This window comes from Curtobacterium sp. PhB136, assembly GCF_004346855.1.
Classification (GTDB): Bacteria; Actinomycetota; Actinomycetes; order Actinomycetales; family Microbacteriaceae; genus Curtobacterium.
Genome location: NZ_SMGH01000004.1, coordinates 871688 through 886603, shown reverse-complemented (window position 1 = coordinate 886603; position 14916 = coordinate 871688). Strand labels below are relative to the sequence as shown.

Below are 14916 nucleotides of genomic sequence, written 5' to 3'. Positions count from 1 at the left end.
TGCTGCAAACCAGATGACGTCCCGGTTACAGTCGTGCCATGCCCGACAGTGTCACCCCCGGCGAGATGGGTCTCCGCGACCGCAAGCGCATCGAGACCCGCACCCGCATCGCAGCGGCCGCGCGGGCCCTGGTGCTCGAACAGGACATCGACCGCACCACGATCGAGCAGATCGCCGCCCGCGCGGACATCTCGCCCCGGACGTTCTTCAACTACTTCGAGAGCAAGGAGGACGCGGTCCTCGGGCACACCGAGCTCGACCTGTCCCCGGAGACCCTCGGAGCCCACGTGCTCGCCGTCGCCGGGCGACCCGCGGCGCAGGCGGTCGTGGACCTGGCGTTCCTGGTGTTCGGCGACACGTTCGGCGACGAACGACACCGGCACGAGCGCAAGGAGCTCATCGTCCGGTTCCCCCAGCTCATGCGCCGCCAGGTGACCAGGATGACGACCGTCGCGGAGGCGATGACCGGCGCGGTGCGGACCGTCCTCGAGCGCGATCCCGCCTGGGGGCCGGAGGCAGCCACTCCGCAGGCCGCGGAGATGCTCCTCGGCATGGTGATGACCGCACTCCGGAGCGCCGCACGGCACGAAGGCACCGACCCCGAGGAGGTGCGCGTCCAGGTCGTCGCCCTGATGCGCGACACCGCAGCCCGGATCGCCGGAGTCGCCGTCATCCCCGCGTGACGAACCCTTCCTTGACCATCCAGTCGAACGCGACGTCGGCCGGCTCGCGCCCCTCGACGTCCACCTGCCGGTTCAGCTCCTGCAGCACCGCGTCGGTGAGCTTCGGCGAGATCTGGTCGTAGACGTCCTCGAGCTCCGGGTACTCGCGCAGCACGGAGCTGGAGAGCACCGGGGCGACGTTGTAGGCCGGGAAGAACCCCTCGTCGTCCTCGAGCACCTGCAGGCCGAGCGACTTGATGCGACCGTCGGTGGTGAAGACCTCACCGAAGTTGCACGTCCCGCGGTCGGTCGCCGTGTACACCGTGCCGGTGTCCAGGATGTCGACGTTCCCCTTCGGGATCGCGTTCGCACCGGACCCGCCGAGCTGGAGCCCGTACTTCGCGAGCATCGGCTTGAAGCCGTCGGCGCGGGAGTTGAACTCGGACTCGACGCAGAAGGTGCGCTGGTCGGCCGGCAGGTCCGCGATCTGGGACAGCTTCGTGATGCCGCCGAGCCCCTTGACCGCTTCCTTCCGCACGGCGAACGCGTACGTGTTGTTCATCGGCGCCGGGTCGAGCCACGTGAGCCCGTTGTCGGCGTCCTCGTCCTTGACCGCCTGCCACTGCTCGGTCTTGTCCGGGATGCCCTCCTTGTGGCCCATGTAGGTCAGCCATGCAGTGCCGGTGTACTCGTACGTCATGTCGGCGTCGTGGCTCGTCATGAGCTGGCGGACGGCGACGCTGCCGGGGACGTTGGTCTCGTCGGTGACCTCGAACCCGGCGGCCTTCGCGGCGAGCACGGCGATCTTCCCGAGCACGAGCTGCTCGGTGAAGTTCTTCGAGGTGACGGTGATGTGCGCGCCGTCGGGCAGGTCGTCGATGCGCTTGATGGTGCCCGGTTCGGCCGCGGGGACGAACGAGGTCGCCGGTTGCAGGCCGCAGCCGGTGAGTGCGAGGGCCGCGGCGCCGGCGACGAGACCGGCGACGATGCGTCGGCGGGTTCGGGTTCGGGTCGTCATCGGAGTCCCTTCGGTCGTGCGACGGTCTCGACGATGCGGCCGATCCAGTCGATGGACAGCGCGAGGAGCGCGATGAGCAGGGCGCCGGAGACCAGCACCTTCGGCAGGAACAGGTTCACGCCCGTGGTGATCAGGAGGCCGAGACCGCCGGCGCCGATGAACGTCGCGAGGGCCGCCGAGCCGACCAGGAGCACCAGCGCGGTGCGGATGCCGGAGAGCATCACCGGGACGGCGAGGGGCAGTTCGACCCTGAGCAGGACCGCGAACGCGCTCATGCCCATGCCACGGCCGGCCTCGACGAGCCGGGAGTCCACGCTCTCGATGCCGATGATCGTGTTCCGCAGCACCGGCAGGATCGCGTAGAGGACCAGCGCGATGACGGCGGCCCAGAACGAGAAGCCCAGCCAGAACGCCAGGAGCACGACGAGGCCCACCGCGGGAGCGGCCTGGCCGAAGTTCGCGACCGCGAGGATGACCCCGCTGGCCCGGCGCAACGGCCCACGGGTCAGGACGATGCCGAGCGGGATGCCGATCACGAGCACGATGAGCGTCGACACGATGGTGAGCAGCACGTGCTGCCAGGTGAGCGCGAGCAGGTCCGCGGGGTTCAGCGTCGAACGCTCGGTCGCGGTGAGGTCGGCGGTGGCCAGCCAGATCGCGAAGGCGCCGAGCACGACCAGGATCGCGACGGGCTGGATGACCAGGGGTTTCCAGGACGCACTACGCGCCGGGCGCACGCGCGGTTCGGTCACGACGTCAGTCATCGACGACCTCCGAACCACCGGCGGACGAACTACCGGCGGACGAACCACCGGCGGACGAACCACCGGCGCTCGACCCGGCAGACGCTGCCGGACGGGTCGACGGCATGGTCTCGATCGGGTTCGTGTTCGTCCCGACCGGCGTGTACGCCTGCTCCTCGGCCGCGGCGGCGCGGGACCGGGTGATCGCGTCCATCACGGTCTCGACGGTGATGACCCCGCGGAACGCGTCGCGACGCCCGGTGACCAGTGCGGCTCCGGCGCTCGAGACGAGCATGGTGTCGAGCGCGTCGTTCAGGGTCGCACCCTCACCGACGACGGGCAGGTTCGGCTCGATGCCCTCCGGGATCCGGTCGAGGCGTTCGAGCTGCCGGCGCGACGGCCAGCCGATCGGACGCTGCCGGCGGTCGACGACGACGGCGTGCCCGTGGCCACCGGCCTCGCGCATCCGCTGGAGCACGGCCGCGGCCTGTTCCCCCGGCGAGCAGGTCACCGCGTCGACGACCTCGACGTCGCGGACCCGGTTCAGCGTCAGCTGCTTGAGGCCGGCGCCGGACCCGATGAAGTTCTCGACGAACTCGTTCGCGGGCTCGGCGAGGATCCGCTCCGGGGTGTCGTACTGCACGATGTGCGCACCCTCGGAGAAGATCACGATCCAGTCGCCGAGCTTCACGGCCTCGTCGAAGTCGTGCGTGACGATGACGATCGTCTTGTGCAGCTCCTCCTGGATGCGGAGGAGCTCGTCCTGCAGGCGCTGGCGGGTGATCGGGTCCACGGCGCCGAACGGCTCGTCCATGAGCAGGACGGGCGGGTCCGCGGCGAGCGCGCGGGCGACACCGACACGCTGCTGCTGCCCGCCGGAGAGCTCACGGGGGAAGCGGTCGCGGTAGGTGTCCGGGTCGAGGGAGACCAGGTCGAGGAGCTCGTCGACGCGGGCGGCGATCTTGTCCTTGGACCAGCCGAGCATCTTCGGCACGATCGCGATGTTCGCGGCGACGGTCATGTGCGGGAAGAGCCCGCCGGCCTGGATGACGTAGCCCATCCGGCGGCGCAGCTCGTCGCCGTCGATCGCGGTGACGTCGTCGTCGCCGACCACGATGCGGCCCTCGGTGGGCTCGATCAGGCGGTTGATCATCTTCAGCGTCGTGGTCTTGCCGCAGCCGGACGGGCCGACGAGCATGACGATCTTGCCGGCCGGGATCTCGAGCGTGATGCCGTCCACGGCTGGCTTCGACGTTCCGGCGTACCGCTTCGTCACGGTGTCGAGCAGGATGCTGCGGCCGGTGACGTCGGCCGAGACGTCGTGGGACATGGGTGCGTCAGTGCTGGACACGGATACCTCGCGAGATGGTCAGACGGCCGAGGCCGAGGAGGAGCAGGTCGAGGACGAGGGCGAGCAGGACGACGCCCACGACCCCCACCACGACGGAGTTGAGCGAGTTGGCGCCGCCGAGTCGCGACAGGCCGGAGAAGATGAAGCCGCCGAGCCCCGGGCCGAGCGCGTACGCGGCGACCGCGGCGACGCCCATCACCATCTGGGCGGACACCCGCACCCCGGTGAGGATGATCGGCCACGCCATCGGCAGTTCGACCTGCCAGAGGGTGCGGAAGCGGCTCATCCCGATGCCCCTGGCCGACTCGACGACGGCGGGGGAGATCTCGGAGAGCCCGACGACCGCGTTCCGGAGGATCGGCAGGGCGGCGAAGAAGGTGACGGTCACGACGGACGGCACGACGCCGAACCCGAGCGGGACGAGCAGCAACCCGATCACGGCGAACGAGGGCAGCGTCAGACCGATGGTCGACACCTCGTTCGCGAGCGACCGGAGCCGCGGGCTGCGGTAGACGAGTGCTGCGAGCACCACCGCGATGACGGTGGCGAGCACGGTGCACTGGACGACCAGTGAGAAGTGCTGCCACGACGCGAACCAGATCTGGCTCCATCGCTCCGTGACGTAGTTGAAGAACACCGGTCGCTGGTTCCCCTCTGGTCGGCATTTCTGCCCACGGTTCGGGGCACGATCGCCGCCAAAGGTACGCAGCGCGTGCGCGATCCGTACAACCGAGATCCGCTCGGGGGCCGCTCACCTGCGCGGACGATCAGACGAAAAAGCCTGATCAGACGCCCACTACGGCTGCGTACCTGGGAGAACGGTAACGATGCTGCGCGCGGACGCGCTACAGGCCGGCGCTCCGGAGGCCGGCCTGCTCGGCGATCGACATCAGGTGCTCACGCCACTCGACCCACTCGGCCGGGGTCTTCTCGGCGAGGTTGCCGTCGCCGTCGCCAGCCAGGCCGTCGAGCATCTCGCGGGCGATGTCGGCGTGCCCCGCGTGCCGGGCGGTCTCGTACGCCATGTGCACCAGGATGCGGTGCAGCGTGACGTCGCGGTGCCCCTCCGGCCACCACGGCACGACCCCGCGCGCGTCGAGCGGCAGCGCTGCGATCGTCGCGTCGGCGTGGGCGGCGCTCGCGTGGTGGAACGCGACGATGTCCGCCATCGTCTCGTCGAGGGTCGCGTACATGTCGCGGTCGTCGTCGGAGTCGTGCCAGGCCGGTGGATCGGGGAGCGGCCGGTCGAACACCTGGCCGAAGTACTCCGACTGCACGGCGGCCACGTGCTTCACCAGCCCCAGGACGTTCGTCCCCGTCGGCGTCACCGGCCACCGCGCCTGCCGCTCGGCGAGCCCGTCGAGCTTCCCGAGCAGCGCGGCACGGTGCTTCTGCAGGTACCGCTGCAGCGTCGCCTTCACGTCGTCCTCGTCGGTGACCGCCGACCCGCCCTCGTCGCTGAGGCGTGCGTTCCCGACCGCCGCGAGCGTCCCGCCGGGCGGGGCTGCCCGCACGATCGGGACGTCGTCGACAGCGGGTCCCGGCACGTCGTTCATGCGTTCGATCGTGCCACCACTCGCGCCCGGATGCGCTCCGACTCGGACACCGCGACCCGTTCGGCCGTGAGCAGCAGGGACGCGACGTCGGTCGACGTCCGCGACGGGGCGTCGTTCCAGCTCGTCAGGTCGCGCACGCGCCCCATCCGGACGTCGGGTGCCGGGCACCAGAGCACGGGTGCGCCCTCTTCCACGGCGAGCGCGTGCCAGACGACGTCGAGTGCGCGCTGCACCGGCTGCGAGTGGACCGCGTGCGGTCCGCCGGCCGCGTAGACCACGGCCCCGACGAGGCACGCGCCGACGAGCGGCCGGCCGGCGACGTCCATCGCCGCCGCGCTGGACGCCTTGCGCATCCGGCCCTTGTCGTCGACGTAGGCGAACCAGGCGTGCTGGATCCAGCCCTGCTCGATGACGCCGCGGGCTCCGGAGAGCAGCCGTTCGAGGTCGGCCAGCTCGTGCAGCTGCGCATCGGCCCGGCGGACCCTGGCGGCGGCCCGGCGCTCGGCGAGGCGGTCGAGGAGCCCTCGGAGACCGGATCGGGTGGACGGGGAGGAAGAGGGTGCGGCGTCGGTGTCGACGTCGTGCTGGACGCGGAACTCGAGGGTCATCAGGCCCCTCCGATCTTCACGTGCACGGATGGTGTGGAGAGACGATAACCCCGTTCCGCTCAGCCGTCGAGGGTGGCGTCGATCCCGCGTCGTGCGACCGTCCGGAACACGCTGTCCTCACTCGTCGCGAGGGCGGAAGCGATGGACACGGCCCAGCCACGTGCCCTGGTCCAGGTGTCCTCGTCGACCGCGACGAGCGCGCGGAAGGTGCGCCGGGCCTCCCGGTCGAGCGTCAGCCAGGCGGTCGCGAGGTCGACGGCCGGGTCCCCTGCGGTGACGTCGCCGAAGTCGACGACCGCCGACAGGCGGTCTCCGCGCGGCCCGGGCTCGACGAGGACGTTGAACGGGTGCAGGTCGCCGTGCACCCAGACGGGAGGCCCGGCGTGGGCGGGAAGGTCGGCCGCGGTCCGCCAGAGCGCGGCCAGCTCGCCGGCACGGGGCACGTCCGCGGTCCGCAGGCGTTCCAGGACGGCGGCAGACCGGTCCCGCAGCGGGACGGCGCGGAACGGGTTCACCGGTGCGTCCGCCGGGGCGGGCACGTGCAGCAGCCCGAGGAACGCGGCGAGCCCCTCGGCGACCGCGACCCCGGCGGGTCGTCCCCCAGCCGGGACACCGGGCAGCCACCGGACGACGCTCCAGGACCACGGGTACCCGAGCGCGGGACGGCCGATCCGGACCGGGTCGGGGACCGGGACGATCGGGGCGACCCGCCGGGCGATCTCGGGGAGCCACCGCTGCTCGTGTTCGACGAGGCGCGCTGCGGCCTCGCGGCGGGGGAGCCGGACGGCCAGCAGGTCCCCGAGCCGGAGGATCACGTTGTCCCACCCGTTCGCCACCACCTCGAGCGGGAGCGCTGCCAGGTCCGGGTGCTGGTCGGTGAGGAGGGCCCGGACGAGCGGCACGTCGACGGCGAACTCGGCAGCGGGGGTGGGCACCGGGACAGGCTAGTCCGACCGTGTGGTCCCGTGAACGGGGGTGGGCGGACGGAACCTACCGCTTGGTATCTTCATAGCGTCGGATGCACGGGTGCCATCGTGGGGGGACCCGTGACCCGCACCGCCGGTCGGAGCCTCAGGGAGCCCCGGCCGGTGCGATGATCCCGACGAGACGCGGGATCTCCGGCCGCACGGCATCGGTGACGATCGCCGCGAGGAGCACCGTCCAGAGGTCCCGCAGCCGTTCGAACAGGTCCGATCGGTCGGCGAGGACGTCCGACACCGTCTGCACCCCCGTGTACGCGGGGATGATCACACGCCCGAGCAGCTCCGGGTCCCAGCGCTCGTCCACCTGGCCCGCGGCGATGCCCTGCCGCATCAGGTCCGCGGTGACCGCCATCCAGTCCGTGTAGGGGTCCGACCGGGCGACCTCGCTCGTGGCCGCTTCGGTGGAGAGCCGGATGCCGGCGCTGACCGCGACCTCGGACACCATCTGCGTCGCGAGGCCCTGGGACATCCACATCATCGCCTCGAGCGGCGAGCTCGCCTTCGCCAGCGCTTCCGCCCCGTACCGCCGGGAGATCGCGTGCTGCTCGGCGATCACGGCGGCGGCGAGGTCGGCCTTCGAGGCGAAGTGGAAGTACAGCGCGCCCTTCGTGACGCCGGCGCGGTCCGCGACGCCGTCCATCGACGCACCGACGTACCCGCGCTCGTCGAACTCCCGTGCAGCGCCCTCGAGGACCGCGGTCCGGGTGAGGACCGCCCGCTGCTGTCGCGCGCGTCCGTCCTGGGCCATCCCGTGATCGTAGCGGCCGCGCCGATGCGGGACGCCCGCGTCCACCGGCCGCGTTCACCGGCGCCCGTCAGGCACCGTGCCCTACCGTTCCGGCATGGACGGATGGCGGAACCCGGGGCGCTGGGCGCGGACAGGACGGTGGCTCCTGCTGCCGATCATCGTGCTCGACTGGTTCACCCTCGTGCCGCAGGGCGCCTTCGTCGCGGCCTTCCTCGTCGCGGTCCTCGGACTCGTCGGCATCGCGGCGGCCCTGGTCGTGCGGATGCTCCGGGCGAGCCGCGGCGCGATGGCGGCACTCGGTGTCGTGATGCTGCTCGGCGGCCTCGCGGTCTTCGCGCTCGACCCGTTCCCCGGCTCCTTCCCGCTGATCGAGGCCTGGTGGCCGGACGCCGTCACGCAGCCGCAGCACGTCGGCAGCGCCTACTGGCAGCTCGCGGGCCTCGGCATCGAGCTCTGCGGGTTCGGGCTGCTCGCGACGCTCCTCGTGGTCGCGCTGACCCGGCCGACGCTCAGCGGTGGGTCGACTCCGGGTGGCGGCGCAGCACCACGACGGTGACGTCCGCGTCCGGGGCCGTCGGCAGCAGTGCACGGACCCGGTCGGCGAACGATCCGGCTCCGGCGGCACCGTCGTCGGCGGCCATCGTCGCGACGGCGTCGACGTCGGGGAGTCCCTCGAGCGCCAGGGTGCCCGCGGTGAACAGCACGAGCCGGTCACCCGGCGCGAGCGTCAGGGTGCCGTGCGTCCTGGACGTGCCGGTCGGCTGCAGCCCGATCGGCAGGTCGTGGGAGCGGAGCACCGCCGCGGTGCCGTCGGCGCGCACGTGGAGCGCCATGCCGTGACCGGCGTCCACCCACGTCACGATCCCCGTCGCCGGGTCGACGCGGGCGTGGAAGAGCGACCCGACGGCGTCCGCAGCGGTCAGGTCGGCGGCGATCTGGGCCTCCAGGGAGGGGCCGTCGGACCCCAGCGGGACGTCCGTGCGGGCGACGACGGCTGCCCGCATCGTGGACGCGAGGAGCGCCGCGGCCCGGCCGGCGGCCGAGATCGTGCCGATCGTCAGCCGGAGCGTGCCGTCCGCGGCGACCCGCCAGTCGAGGACGTCGCCGGAGTCCTGCCGAGCCGAGGAGACGACGTCGAGGTCGTGTCCCTCGACGTCCACGGGCTCCGGGGTGAGCCCGTCGAGGACCTTCCGCACCCGGTCACGGTCCATCGCGTGGCCGAGCTCGCGCTCCGCCCAGCGGGCCAGGTCACGGAGCAGCTCGACGTCCTCCGCGGTGAGCTCGCGCGGCCGTGCGTCCATGATGCAGAGCGTGCCGACGGCCGTGCCGTCCGCCATCGTCAGGGGAGCGCCCGCGTAGAAGCGGATGCCCGGTTCACCGGTGACCGCGGCCAGCGAACTGAAGCGCGGGTCGAGCGTGGCGTCCGGGACGACCAGCGGCTCGTCCTGCAGGACCGTGGTCGAGCAGAACACCTGGCTCGCCGGGGCGCTGCCGCCCTGCTGCCAGCCCTGCGCGGACTGCGCGGTCGCCACGTCGTCGTGCACGAGGTTCAGGAAGCTGATCGGCACCCCGAACGCCTGCTGGGTCATCCGGGTGATGCGGTCGAACCGCTCTTCCGGACCGCTGCCGAGGATGCCGAGGGCCTCGACGACGGCGGTCCGGCGAGCGGACGTCTCTGCTGTGGAGCTCACGCGTCCTGTCTACCCCGAGCGGGTTCCAGGAACCAGTCCCGCGGGTGCTGGTCCGCCGTCAGCGCACGACGCGCCGACGTCGGGGCCGCCCACTCGGCGGCGTTCGCGAGGACCCGGCGGATGTCCGGGTGGTGGTACACCGGGTACTCCTGGTCGCCGGGGGAGAAGTAGAACACCTTCCCGAGGCCCCGGTGGTAGCCGACGCCGGAGCGGAACACCTCGCCCCCCTCGAACGTCGAGAGGAAGACCTCTTCGTCGGGCCGCGGGATGTCGAAGTGCTCGCCGTACATCTCCTGGCGGTCGATGACGATCGGATGCGGGACGCCCTTCGCGATCGGGTGCTCCGGGGCGATCGTCCAGACCAGCTCGCGCTCCCCGTCGTTCCGCCACTTCAGCGAGCACGTCGTGCCCATCAGCCGGGTGAACGGCTTCGAGTAGTGCCCGGAGTGCAGGACCACGAGGCCCATGCCGGACTGCACGGCGGTGACCACGCGGTCGACGACCTCGTCCGCGACCTCGCCGTGGGCGACGTGACCCCACCAGAACAGCACGTCCGTGGCGTCGAGGCGCTCCTGGGTCAGCCCGTGCTCCGGTTCCTGCAGGGTCGCCGTGCTGACGTCGGCGTCCGGGTGGTGCTCCCGCAGCGCGTCGGCGACGACGGTGTGGATGCCGTTCGGGTAGTGCCCCAGCACGGTCTCGTCCCCGCGGGACTCGTGCACGTTCTCGTTCCAGACGACGATGTTGGTCACGCCTGCACCTCCATTTCGTGCCCGGCAGCCGCTGACGCGTAGATCGCGTCGACGACACGGCTCCGGTGCAGCGCGAACTCCCCGTGGTGGCCGTCGTGCAGGCCGCTCCGGATGGTCGCGATGAACTCCTCGATGACCCGCTGGTGGTGCCCGGCCGGCACCTGCACCCCGGGTCGCGTGACGGTCGGGACGCCCTGCTCGTCGGAGTACAGCGTCACCGTGCCCTCGGTCGCGTAGTCGCGGACGAACAGCCGTGCGCCGCCGGTCGAGCCGAGGAGCTCGACCTCGATGTCCTCCACGTCCTTCGAGTAGGACGCCCAGCTCGCCTGGAGCTGCAGGCTCGACCCGTCCTCGAACCGGAGGAGCGCGCTCGCGAAGTCCTCGACGTCGAAGGGCCGGCCGGTCGCGGCGGACACCGGCGTGCGGACGCTGCCGCCACGGCCGGCACTGCCGAGCTCGTTGTACGCGACCGCGCTCGCCGTGACGACCTTCGGCTCGCCCATCAGGTGCAGCGCGATGTCGAGGACGTGGGACCCGAGGTCGATGAGCGGGCCCCCGCCCGCGGTCTCCTTGTTCGCGAACCAGCTCTGGATGCCGGGGATCCCGGCGCGACGGAGCCAGCTCGCGCGGGCGTGGTAGACGTGGCCGAGCGGGTTCGGGCCGCCGTCGGCGTGCAGGTGGTTCGCGAGGAACTCGACGTCCGCGCGGCGCCGGTGGTTGTAGGCGACCTCGAGGACGCGGTCGTTCCGCACGGCGGCGTCGACCATCTCCTGGGCCTGGTCCCCGGTCGTGGCGAGGGGCTTCTCGCAGAAGACGTGCTTGCCGGACTCGAGCGCGGCCACCGCGATCGGGTGGTGCAGCGCGTTCGGGACGCCGATCGACACGATGTCGAGGTCGTCCCGCGCCACCAGGTCCTGCCAGTCCGCGTACGTGTTCGGCACGTGCCGGGTCTCGGCGAGTTCGGCGAGCCGCGCGGTCTCCTGTCCTGCGAGCGCCACCACCTCGACCCCCGGCAGTGCCGTGTAGGCATCGAGGTGCGTGGTCCCGGCGAACCCGAGACCCACCACCCCGACGCGGAGCGTACGTGTTGCATCCGTCGTCGTGTTCGTCGTCGTCGACATGACATCGACGCTACCGGAGGCTCGGGTCGAATCGATACGACCGTCGGCGTGTCACGGGTTCTCCGCCAGTCCGGCGGGGCCAGCGGAATCGCGCGTCGGTGGTCGAGTCGCGCGTAGGTGGTCGAAACGCGCGTCGGCAGCGGAATCGAGCGTAGGCAGCCCGAAGTTCCGACCTCCCACGCGCGATTCGCCTTCCCATTGCGCGCGATGTGGGAAGGAACGCGCGCGGGGGTCTCCCATCCCGGGTCCGGGACCATGGAGCGCATGACGCCTCGATCCCTGTTCCGCGCCCTGGCGGTCGCCGAACTCGTGACCTGGACGATGCTCCTCGTGGGCATGCTGCTGGAGTACGGCGCCGGCCTGGGGGACCTGCCGGTGCGCATCGGCGGCAGCGTGCACGGCTTCGTGTTCCTGGCGTACCTCGTCGTGACGACGGTCGTCGCGGTGAACCAGCGGTGGTCGTTCCGGACGACGCTCCTCGGCTGGGCGAGTGCGATCGTGCCGTACACGACGCTGCCGTTCGAGATCGGCGTCGCCCGCCGCGGCATGCTCGACGGGCCCTGGCGCCGATCGTCCACGTCCGCACATCCGGGGCCGCTCGACCGCCTGCTCTTCGTCGTGGTCGCGCACCCGTTGGCCGCTGCCCTGGTCGGTGTGGTGCTGGTCGTGCTGGTGTTCGTGGTGCTGCTGAGCGTCGGCCCGCCGGTCCCCTCCCGCTGACCGGTGCGACACCCCACTCAGGCCCGCCGGGTGGTCGGGATCCGTCGCCGTTCACCCCGGGGAGCGACAGGAAGTGACCGGTCGACGGACGTGAGCGGTGATTCGTGACCGGTGACGAGCGTCACGTGGCGGGGGCGGGCGCGACCACGGACGGACGGGAGGCCCGGTGCCAGCCGGCACCGGGCCTCCCGTCCGTGGGGTGGTGCGCCTACAGCGCGGCCAGCACCGCGTTCAGCGTCGCGGACGGGCGCATGACCGCGCTCGTCTTGGCGTCGTCGGGGCGGTAGTAGCCACCGATGTCGGCCGGGGAGCCCTGGACCGCGACGAGTTCGTCGACGATCGTGGCTTCCTGGGCGCCGAGCTGCCCGGCGATCTCCGCGAACGCCGCTGCGAGCTCGGTGTCCTCGGTCTGCGCCGCGAGTTCCTCGGCCCAGTACTTCGCCAGGAAGAAGTGGCTGCCGCGGTTGTCGATCGTGCCGAGCTTGCGACCGGGGGACTTGTCCTCCTCGAGGAAGGTCCCGGTGGCGCGGTCGAGCGTCTCGCCGAGGATCTTCGCGCGCTGGTTGCCCGTCACGCCTGCGAGGTGCTCGAGGGAGACCGCCAGTGCCAGGAACTCGCCGAGGCTGTCCCAGCGCAGGTAGTTCTGCTGCACGAGCTGCTGCACGTGCTTCGGCGCGGAACCACCGGCACCGGTCTCGAACAGGCCACCGCCACCCAGGAGCGGGACGACCGAGAGCATCTTGGCGGACGTGCCGAGCTCCATGATCGGGAACAGGTCGGTGAGGTAGTCGCGGAGCACGTTGCCCGTGACGGAGATGGTGTCCTCGCCGCGGCGGATGCGCTCGAGCGAGAAGGCCATCGCGTCGACCGGGGACAGCACCTCGATCTGCAGGCCGTCGGTGTCGTGCTCGCCGAGGTAGCGGTGGACGAGCTCGATGAGCGCAGCGTCGTGCGAGCGGCTCTCGTCGAGCCAGAAGACCGCGGGCGTCTCGGAGGCGCGGGCACGGGTGACGGCGAGCTTCACCCAGTCGCGGATGGCGACGTCCTTGGTCTGGCAGGCACGCCAGATGTCGCCCTGGGCGACCTGGTGCTCGATGACGACGTCGCCGGCGGCGTTCGTCACACGGACCGTGCCGTCACCGGGGACCTCGAAGGTCTTGTCGTGGGAGCCGTACTCCTCGGCCTTCTGCGCCATGAGGCCGACGTTCGGCACCGAGCCCATGGTGGACGGGTCGAACGCACCGTTGGCGCGGCAGTCCTCGATGACGGCCTGGTAGATGCCGGCGTAGCTCGAGTCGGGGATCACGGCGATGGTGTCGTGCTCGTCGCCGTCCGGCCCCCACATGTGCCCGGAGGTGCGGATCATCGCCGGCATGGACGCGTCGACGATGACGTCGCTCGGCACGTGCAGGTTCGTGATGCCCTTGTCGGAGTCGACCATCGCGAGCTCGGGACCCGCGGCGATGCCGTCCGTGAAGGCCTGCTTGATCTCCGCGCCGTTCGGCAGCGCGTCGAGCCCGGTGAGGATCGAGTTGAGGCCGTCGTTCGGGGTCAGCCCGGCAGCGGCGAGGTCGGCGCCGTAGCGGTCGAACACGTCGGGGAAGAAGGCTCGGATGACGTGGCCGAAGATGATCGGGTCGGAGACCTTCATCATCGTGGCCTTGAGGTGGACCGAGAACAGGATCCCCTCGTCCTGGGCGCGCTTGATCTGCGCGCGGAGGAACTGCTCGAGCGGCCCCACGTGCAGGACGGTGCCGTCGATGACCTCTCCCGCGAGGACCGGGATCGACTGCTTGAGCACCTGCTCGCTGCCGTCCGCACCGACGAACGTGATCGTCAGGGTGTCGTCGGCCGGTGCGACCCAGGTCTTCTCGTTGGAACGGAAGTCGTCGACGCCCATCGTGACGACGTTCGTCTTCGACTCCGGGCTCCACGCGCCCATGCGGTGCGGGTGCTTGCGGGCGTAGTTCTTCACCGAGAGCGGGGCACGGCGGTCGGAGTTGCCCTCGCGCAGGACCGGGTTCACGGCGCTGCCCTTGACCTTGTCGTAGCGGGCGCGGACGTCGCGCTCGGCGTCGGTGGTCGGCTCGTCCGGGTACTCCGGCAGGTCGTAGCCCTGCGACTGGAGCTCCTTGATGGCGGTCTTGAGCTGCGGGATCGATGCCGAGATGTTCGGCAGCTTGATGATGTTCGCCTCGGGCGTCTTCGCGAGGTCGCCCAGCTCGGCCAGTGCGTCGTCGAGTCGCTGCTCGTCGCTGAGCCGCTCGGGGAAGAGCGCGATGATCCGGCCGGAGAGGGAGATGTCCCGTGTCTCGACGTCGACACCGGCGGTGCCGGCGAACGCCTGGATGACGGGGAGGAAGGAGTGGGTGGCGAGGAACGGCGCCTCGTCCGTGAGCGTGTAGATGATCTTGGCCATGCTGGCGGGTACTCCCTTGTTCGCGCGTCGGTGCTTCCACGCTACTCGTGGTGAGTGATGTCTCGACATCAAGATACATTGCCGAGACGTCTCCCAGCCACCGTCCAGACGCCGCAATGGAGTGTCATAGCGAAGCGTCGTGCAATGGAGGTGTTCGAGAGGAGCACACCATGGCCACCGCACGACAACGCCCCGAGGACCACGGGTGGACCGCCGAGGACCTCCGCTCCGCGTACGCCTCCGACGGCTCCGGCCCGTACCGGTACGCCCCCGACGGCTCCGGCCCGTTCTCGTACGACCCGGACGGCAGCGGCCCGTGGCTGGTCGGGCCCGATCCGGTGCGCGGCATCGCCCGCTTCGCCCCGCGCAACCGCCGCTCCGCGACGCGCCTGCGGCGGATCGGTACCGCGATCGCCGCGGGCGCCCTCGCACTCACGCTGGTCGCCGGCAGTCTGGCGTTCGTGGCCGCCGAGGTCGCACCGCACCACGCGGTGAACGCCGCCGCACTCCACAGCCAGGGGCCCGAAGCGGACTAGATCCGCCGATC

16 protein-coding genes are annotated in these 14916 nt (G+C 71.3%); 4 read left to right on the top strand and 12 right to left on the bottom strand.

The annotated features are described in order from the left end of the window. The first annotated feature begins 38 nt into the window (after positions 1-38). Positions 39-683, top strand: a complete 645-nt coding sequence (locus EDF27_RS04305) for a TetR/AcrR family transcriptional regulator (RefSeq protein ID WP_123700958.1) — start codon at positions 39-41, stop codon at positions 681-683. Here EDF27_RS04305 and EDF27_RS04300 read toward each other — a convergent pair. The 8 genes from EDF27_RS04300 to EDF27_RS04265 all read right to left on the bottom strand — a co-directional run bounded on the left by EDF27_RS04300 (position 670) and on the right by EDF27_RS04265 (position 7669). Further along, the gene (locus tag EDF27_RS04300) at positions 670-1680 is read right to left on the bottom strand and encodes a glycine betaine ABC transporter substrate-binding protein (RefSeq protein WP_123700959.1); all 1011 of its coding nucleotides are present in this window, start codon (positions 1678-1680) and stop codon (positions 670-672) included. The two genes, EDF27_RS04305 and EDF27_RS04300, sit on opposite strands and share 14 nt — an antisense overlap. Beyond that, positions 1677-2444 (bottom strand): ABC transporter permease, encoded by a 768-nt coding sequence (locus EDF27_RS04295; protein ID WP_185017323.1) that lies wholly within the window; start codon positions 2442-2444, stop codon positions 1677-1679. Before EDF27_RS04295 ends, EDF27_RS04300 begins: the two co-directional genes overlap by 4 nt. Next, entirely contained in the window at positions 2437-3753 is a 1317-nt protein-coding gene (locus EDF27_RS04290) for an ABC transporter ATP-binding protein (protein WP_123700960.1), read from the bottom strand. The genes EDF27_RS04295 and EDF27_RS04290 overlap by 8 nt, the downstream gene beginning before the upstream one ends. Before the next feature lie 7 nt (positions 3754-3760). Then, positions 3761-4411 carry an ABC transporter permease gene (locus EDF27_RS04285; RefSeq protein ID WP_123654950.1) on the bottom strand — a complete coding sequence of 217 codons (651 nt, stop codon included), beginning with the start codon at positions 4409-4411 and terminating at the stop codon, positions 3761-3763. 208 nt (positions 4412-4619) lie between these two features. Continuing rightward, positions 4620-5330, bottom strand: coding sequence for a DinB family protein (locus tag EDF27_RS04280; protein ID WP_123700961.1), 711 nt, complete (start codon positions 5328-5330; stop codon positions 4620-4622). Beyond that, positions 5327-5938, bottom strand: a complete 612-nt coding sequence (locus tag EDF27_RS04275) for a hypothetical protein (RefSeq protein ID WP_123654952.1) — start codon at positions 5936-5938, stop codon at positions 5327-5329. The genes EDF27_RS04280 and EDF27_RS04275 overlap by 4 nt, the downstream gene beginning before the upstream one ends. Before the next feature lie 59 nt (positions 5939-5997). Beyond that, positions 5998-6873 carry an aminoglycoside phosphotransferase family protein gene (locus EDF27_RS04270; RefSeq protein ID WP_123700962.1) on the bottom strand — a complete coding sequence of 292 codons (876 nt, stop codon included), beginning with the start codon at positions 6871-6873 and terminating at the stop codon, positions 5998-6000. 136 nt (positions 6874-7009) lie between these two features. Beyond that, positions 7010-7669, bottom strand: coding sequence for a ScbR family autoregulator-binding transcription factor (locus EDF27_RS04265; protein WP_123654954.1), 660 nt, complete (start codon positions 7667-7669; stop codon positions 7010-7012). 94 nt (positions 7670-7763) lie between these two features. Between EDF27_RS04265 and EDF27_RS04260 the strand changes: the two genes are divergently transcribed. Beyond that, positions 7764-8225 carry a hypothetical protein gene (locus tag EDF27_RS04260; RefSeq protein ID WP_123654955.1) on the top strand — a complete coding sequence of 154 codons (462 nt, stop codon included), beginning with the start codon at positions 7764-7766 and terminating at the stop codon, positions 8223-8225. On the opposite strand, the gene EDF27_RS04255 is transcribed toward EDF27_RS04260, so the two are convergent. Genes EDF27_RS04255 through EDF27_RS04245 form a run of 3 tightly spaced genes read right to left on the bottom strand, consistent with a single transcriptional unit; the run spans position 8179 to position 11230 of the window. Continuing rightward, positions 8179-9360 carry a GAF domain-containing protein gene (locus tag EDF27_RS04255; protein WP_123700964.1) on the bottom strand — a complete coding sequence of 394 codons (1182 nt, stop codon included), beginning with the start codon at positions 9358-9360 and terminating at the stop codon, positions 8179-8181. The two genes, EDF27_RS04260 and EDF27_RS04255, sit on opposite strands and share 47 nt — an antisense overlap. After that, a complete protein-coding gene (locus EDF27_RS04250; RefSeq protein ID WP_132047458.1) occupies positions 9357-10109 on the bottom strand; it encodes a ThuA domain-containing protein in 753 nt (250 codons plus the stop codon). The genes EDF27_RS04255 and EDF27_RS04250 overlap by 4 nt, the downstream gene beginning before the upstream one ends. Beyond that, positions 10106-11230 carry a Gfo/Idh/MocA family oxidoreductase gene (locus tag EDF27_RS04245; protein ID WP_123700965.1) on the bottom strand — a complete coding sequence of 375 codons (1125 nt, stop codon included), beginning with the start codon at positions 11228-11230 and terminating at the stop codon, positions 10106-10108. The genes EDF27_RS04250 and EDF27_RS04245 overlap by 4 nt, the downstream gene beginning before the upstream one ends. Positions 11231-11494: 264 nt before the next feature. Between EDF27_RS04245 and EDF27_RS04240 the strand changes: the two genes are divergently transcribed. Continuing rightward, positions 11495-11950 carry a DUF3817 domain-containing protein gene (locus EDF27_RS04240; RefSeq protein ID WP_132047456.1) on the top strand — a complete coding sequence of 152 codons (456 nt, stop codon included), beginning with the start codon at positions 11495-11497 and terminating at the stop codon, positions 11948-11950. A gap of 208 nt (positions 11951-12158) precedes the next feature. On the opposite strand, the gene EDF27_RS04235 is transcribed toward EDF27_RS04240, so the two are convergent. Then, positions 12159-14369: an NADP-dependent isocitrate dehydrogenase gene (locus EDF27_RS04235; protein WP_132047454.1), complete on the bottom strand. Its 2211-nt coding sequence runs from the start codon at positions 14367-14369 to the stop codon at positions 12159-12161. A gap of 170 nt (positions 14370-14539) precedes the next feature. Between EDF27_RS04235 and EDF27_RS04230 the strand changes: the two genes are divergently transcribed. After that, positions 14540-14905: a hypothetical protein gene (locus EDF27_RS04230; RefSeq protein ID WP_123654961.1), complete on the top strand. Its 366-nt coding sequence runs from the start codon at positions 14540-14542 to the stop codon at positions 14903-14905. The last annotated feature ends 11 nt before the right edge of the window (positions 14906-14916 follow it).

What these genes read in the sequence shown, in the direction of transcription:
- EDF27_RS04305 (WP_123700958.1), top strand. Translation starts at nt 39, where the DNA reads ATGCCCGACAGTGTCACCCCCGGCGAGATGGGTCTCCGCGACCGCAAG.
- EDF27_RS04235 (WP_132047454.1), bottom strand. Translation starts at nt 14,369, where the DNA reads ATGGCCAAGATCATCTACACGCTCACGGACGAGGCGCCGTTCCTCGCC.
- EDF27_RS04260 (WP_123654955.1), top strand. Translation starts at nt 7,764, where the DNA reads ATGGACGGATGGCGGAACCCGGGGCGCTGGGCGCGGACAGGACGGTGG.
- EDF27_RS04295 (WP_185017323.1), bottom strand. Translation starts at nt 2,444, where the DNA reads ATGACTGACGTCGTGACCGAACCGCGCGTGCGCCCGGCGCGTAGTGCG.
- EDF27_RS04240 (WP_132047456.1), top strand. Translation starts at nt 11,495, where the DNA reads ATGACGCCTCGATCCCTGTTCCGCGCCCTGGCGGTCGCCGAACTCGTG.
- EDF27_RS04300 (WP_123700959.1), bottom strand. Translation starts at nt 1,680, where the DNA reads ATGACGACCCGAACCCGAACCCGCCGACGCATCGTCGCCGGTCTCGTC.
- EDF27_RS04245 (WP_123700965.1), bottom strand. Translation starts at nt 11,230, where the DNA reads ATGTCGACGACGACGAACACGACGACGGATGCAACACGTACGCTCCGC.
- EDF27_RS04265 (WP_123654954.1), bottom strand. Translation starts at nt 7,669, where the DNA reads ATGGCCCAGGACGGACGCGCGCGACAGCAGCGGGCGGTCCTCACCCGG.
- EDF27_RS04290 (WP_123700960.1), bottom strand. Translation starts at nt 3,753, where the DNA reads ATGTCCCACGACGTCTCGGCCGACGTCACCGGCCGCAGCATCCTGCTC.
- EDF27_RS04280 (WP_123700961.1), bottom strand. Translation starts at nt 5,330, where the DNA reads ATGAACGACGTGCCGGGACCCGCTGTCGACGACGTCCCGATCGTGCGG.
- EDF27_RS04230 (WP_123654961.1), top strand. Translation starts at nt 14,540, where the DNA reads ATGGCCACCGCACGACAACGCCCCGAGGACCACGGGTGGACCGCCGAG.
- EDF27_RS04275 (WP_123654952.1), bottom strand. Translation starts at nt 5,938, where the DNA reads ATGACCCTCGAGTTCCGCGTCCAGCACGACGTCGACACCGACGCCGCA.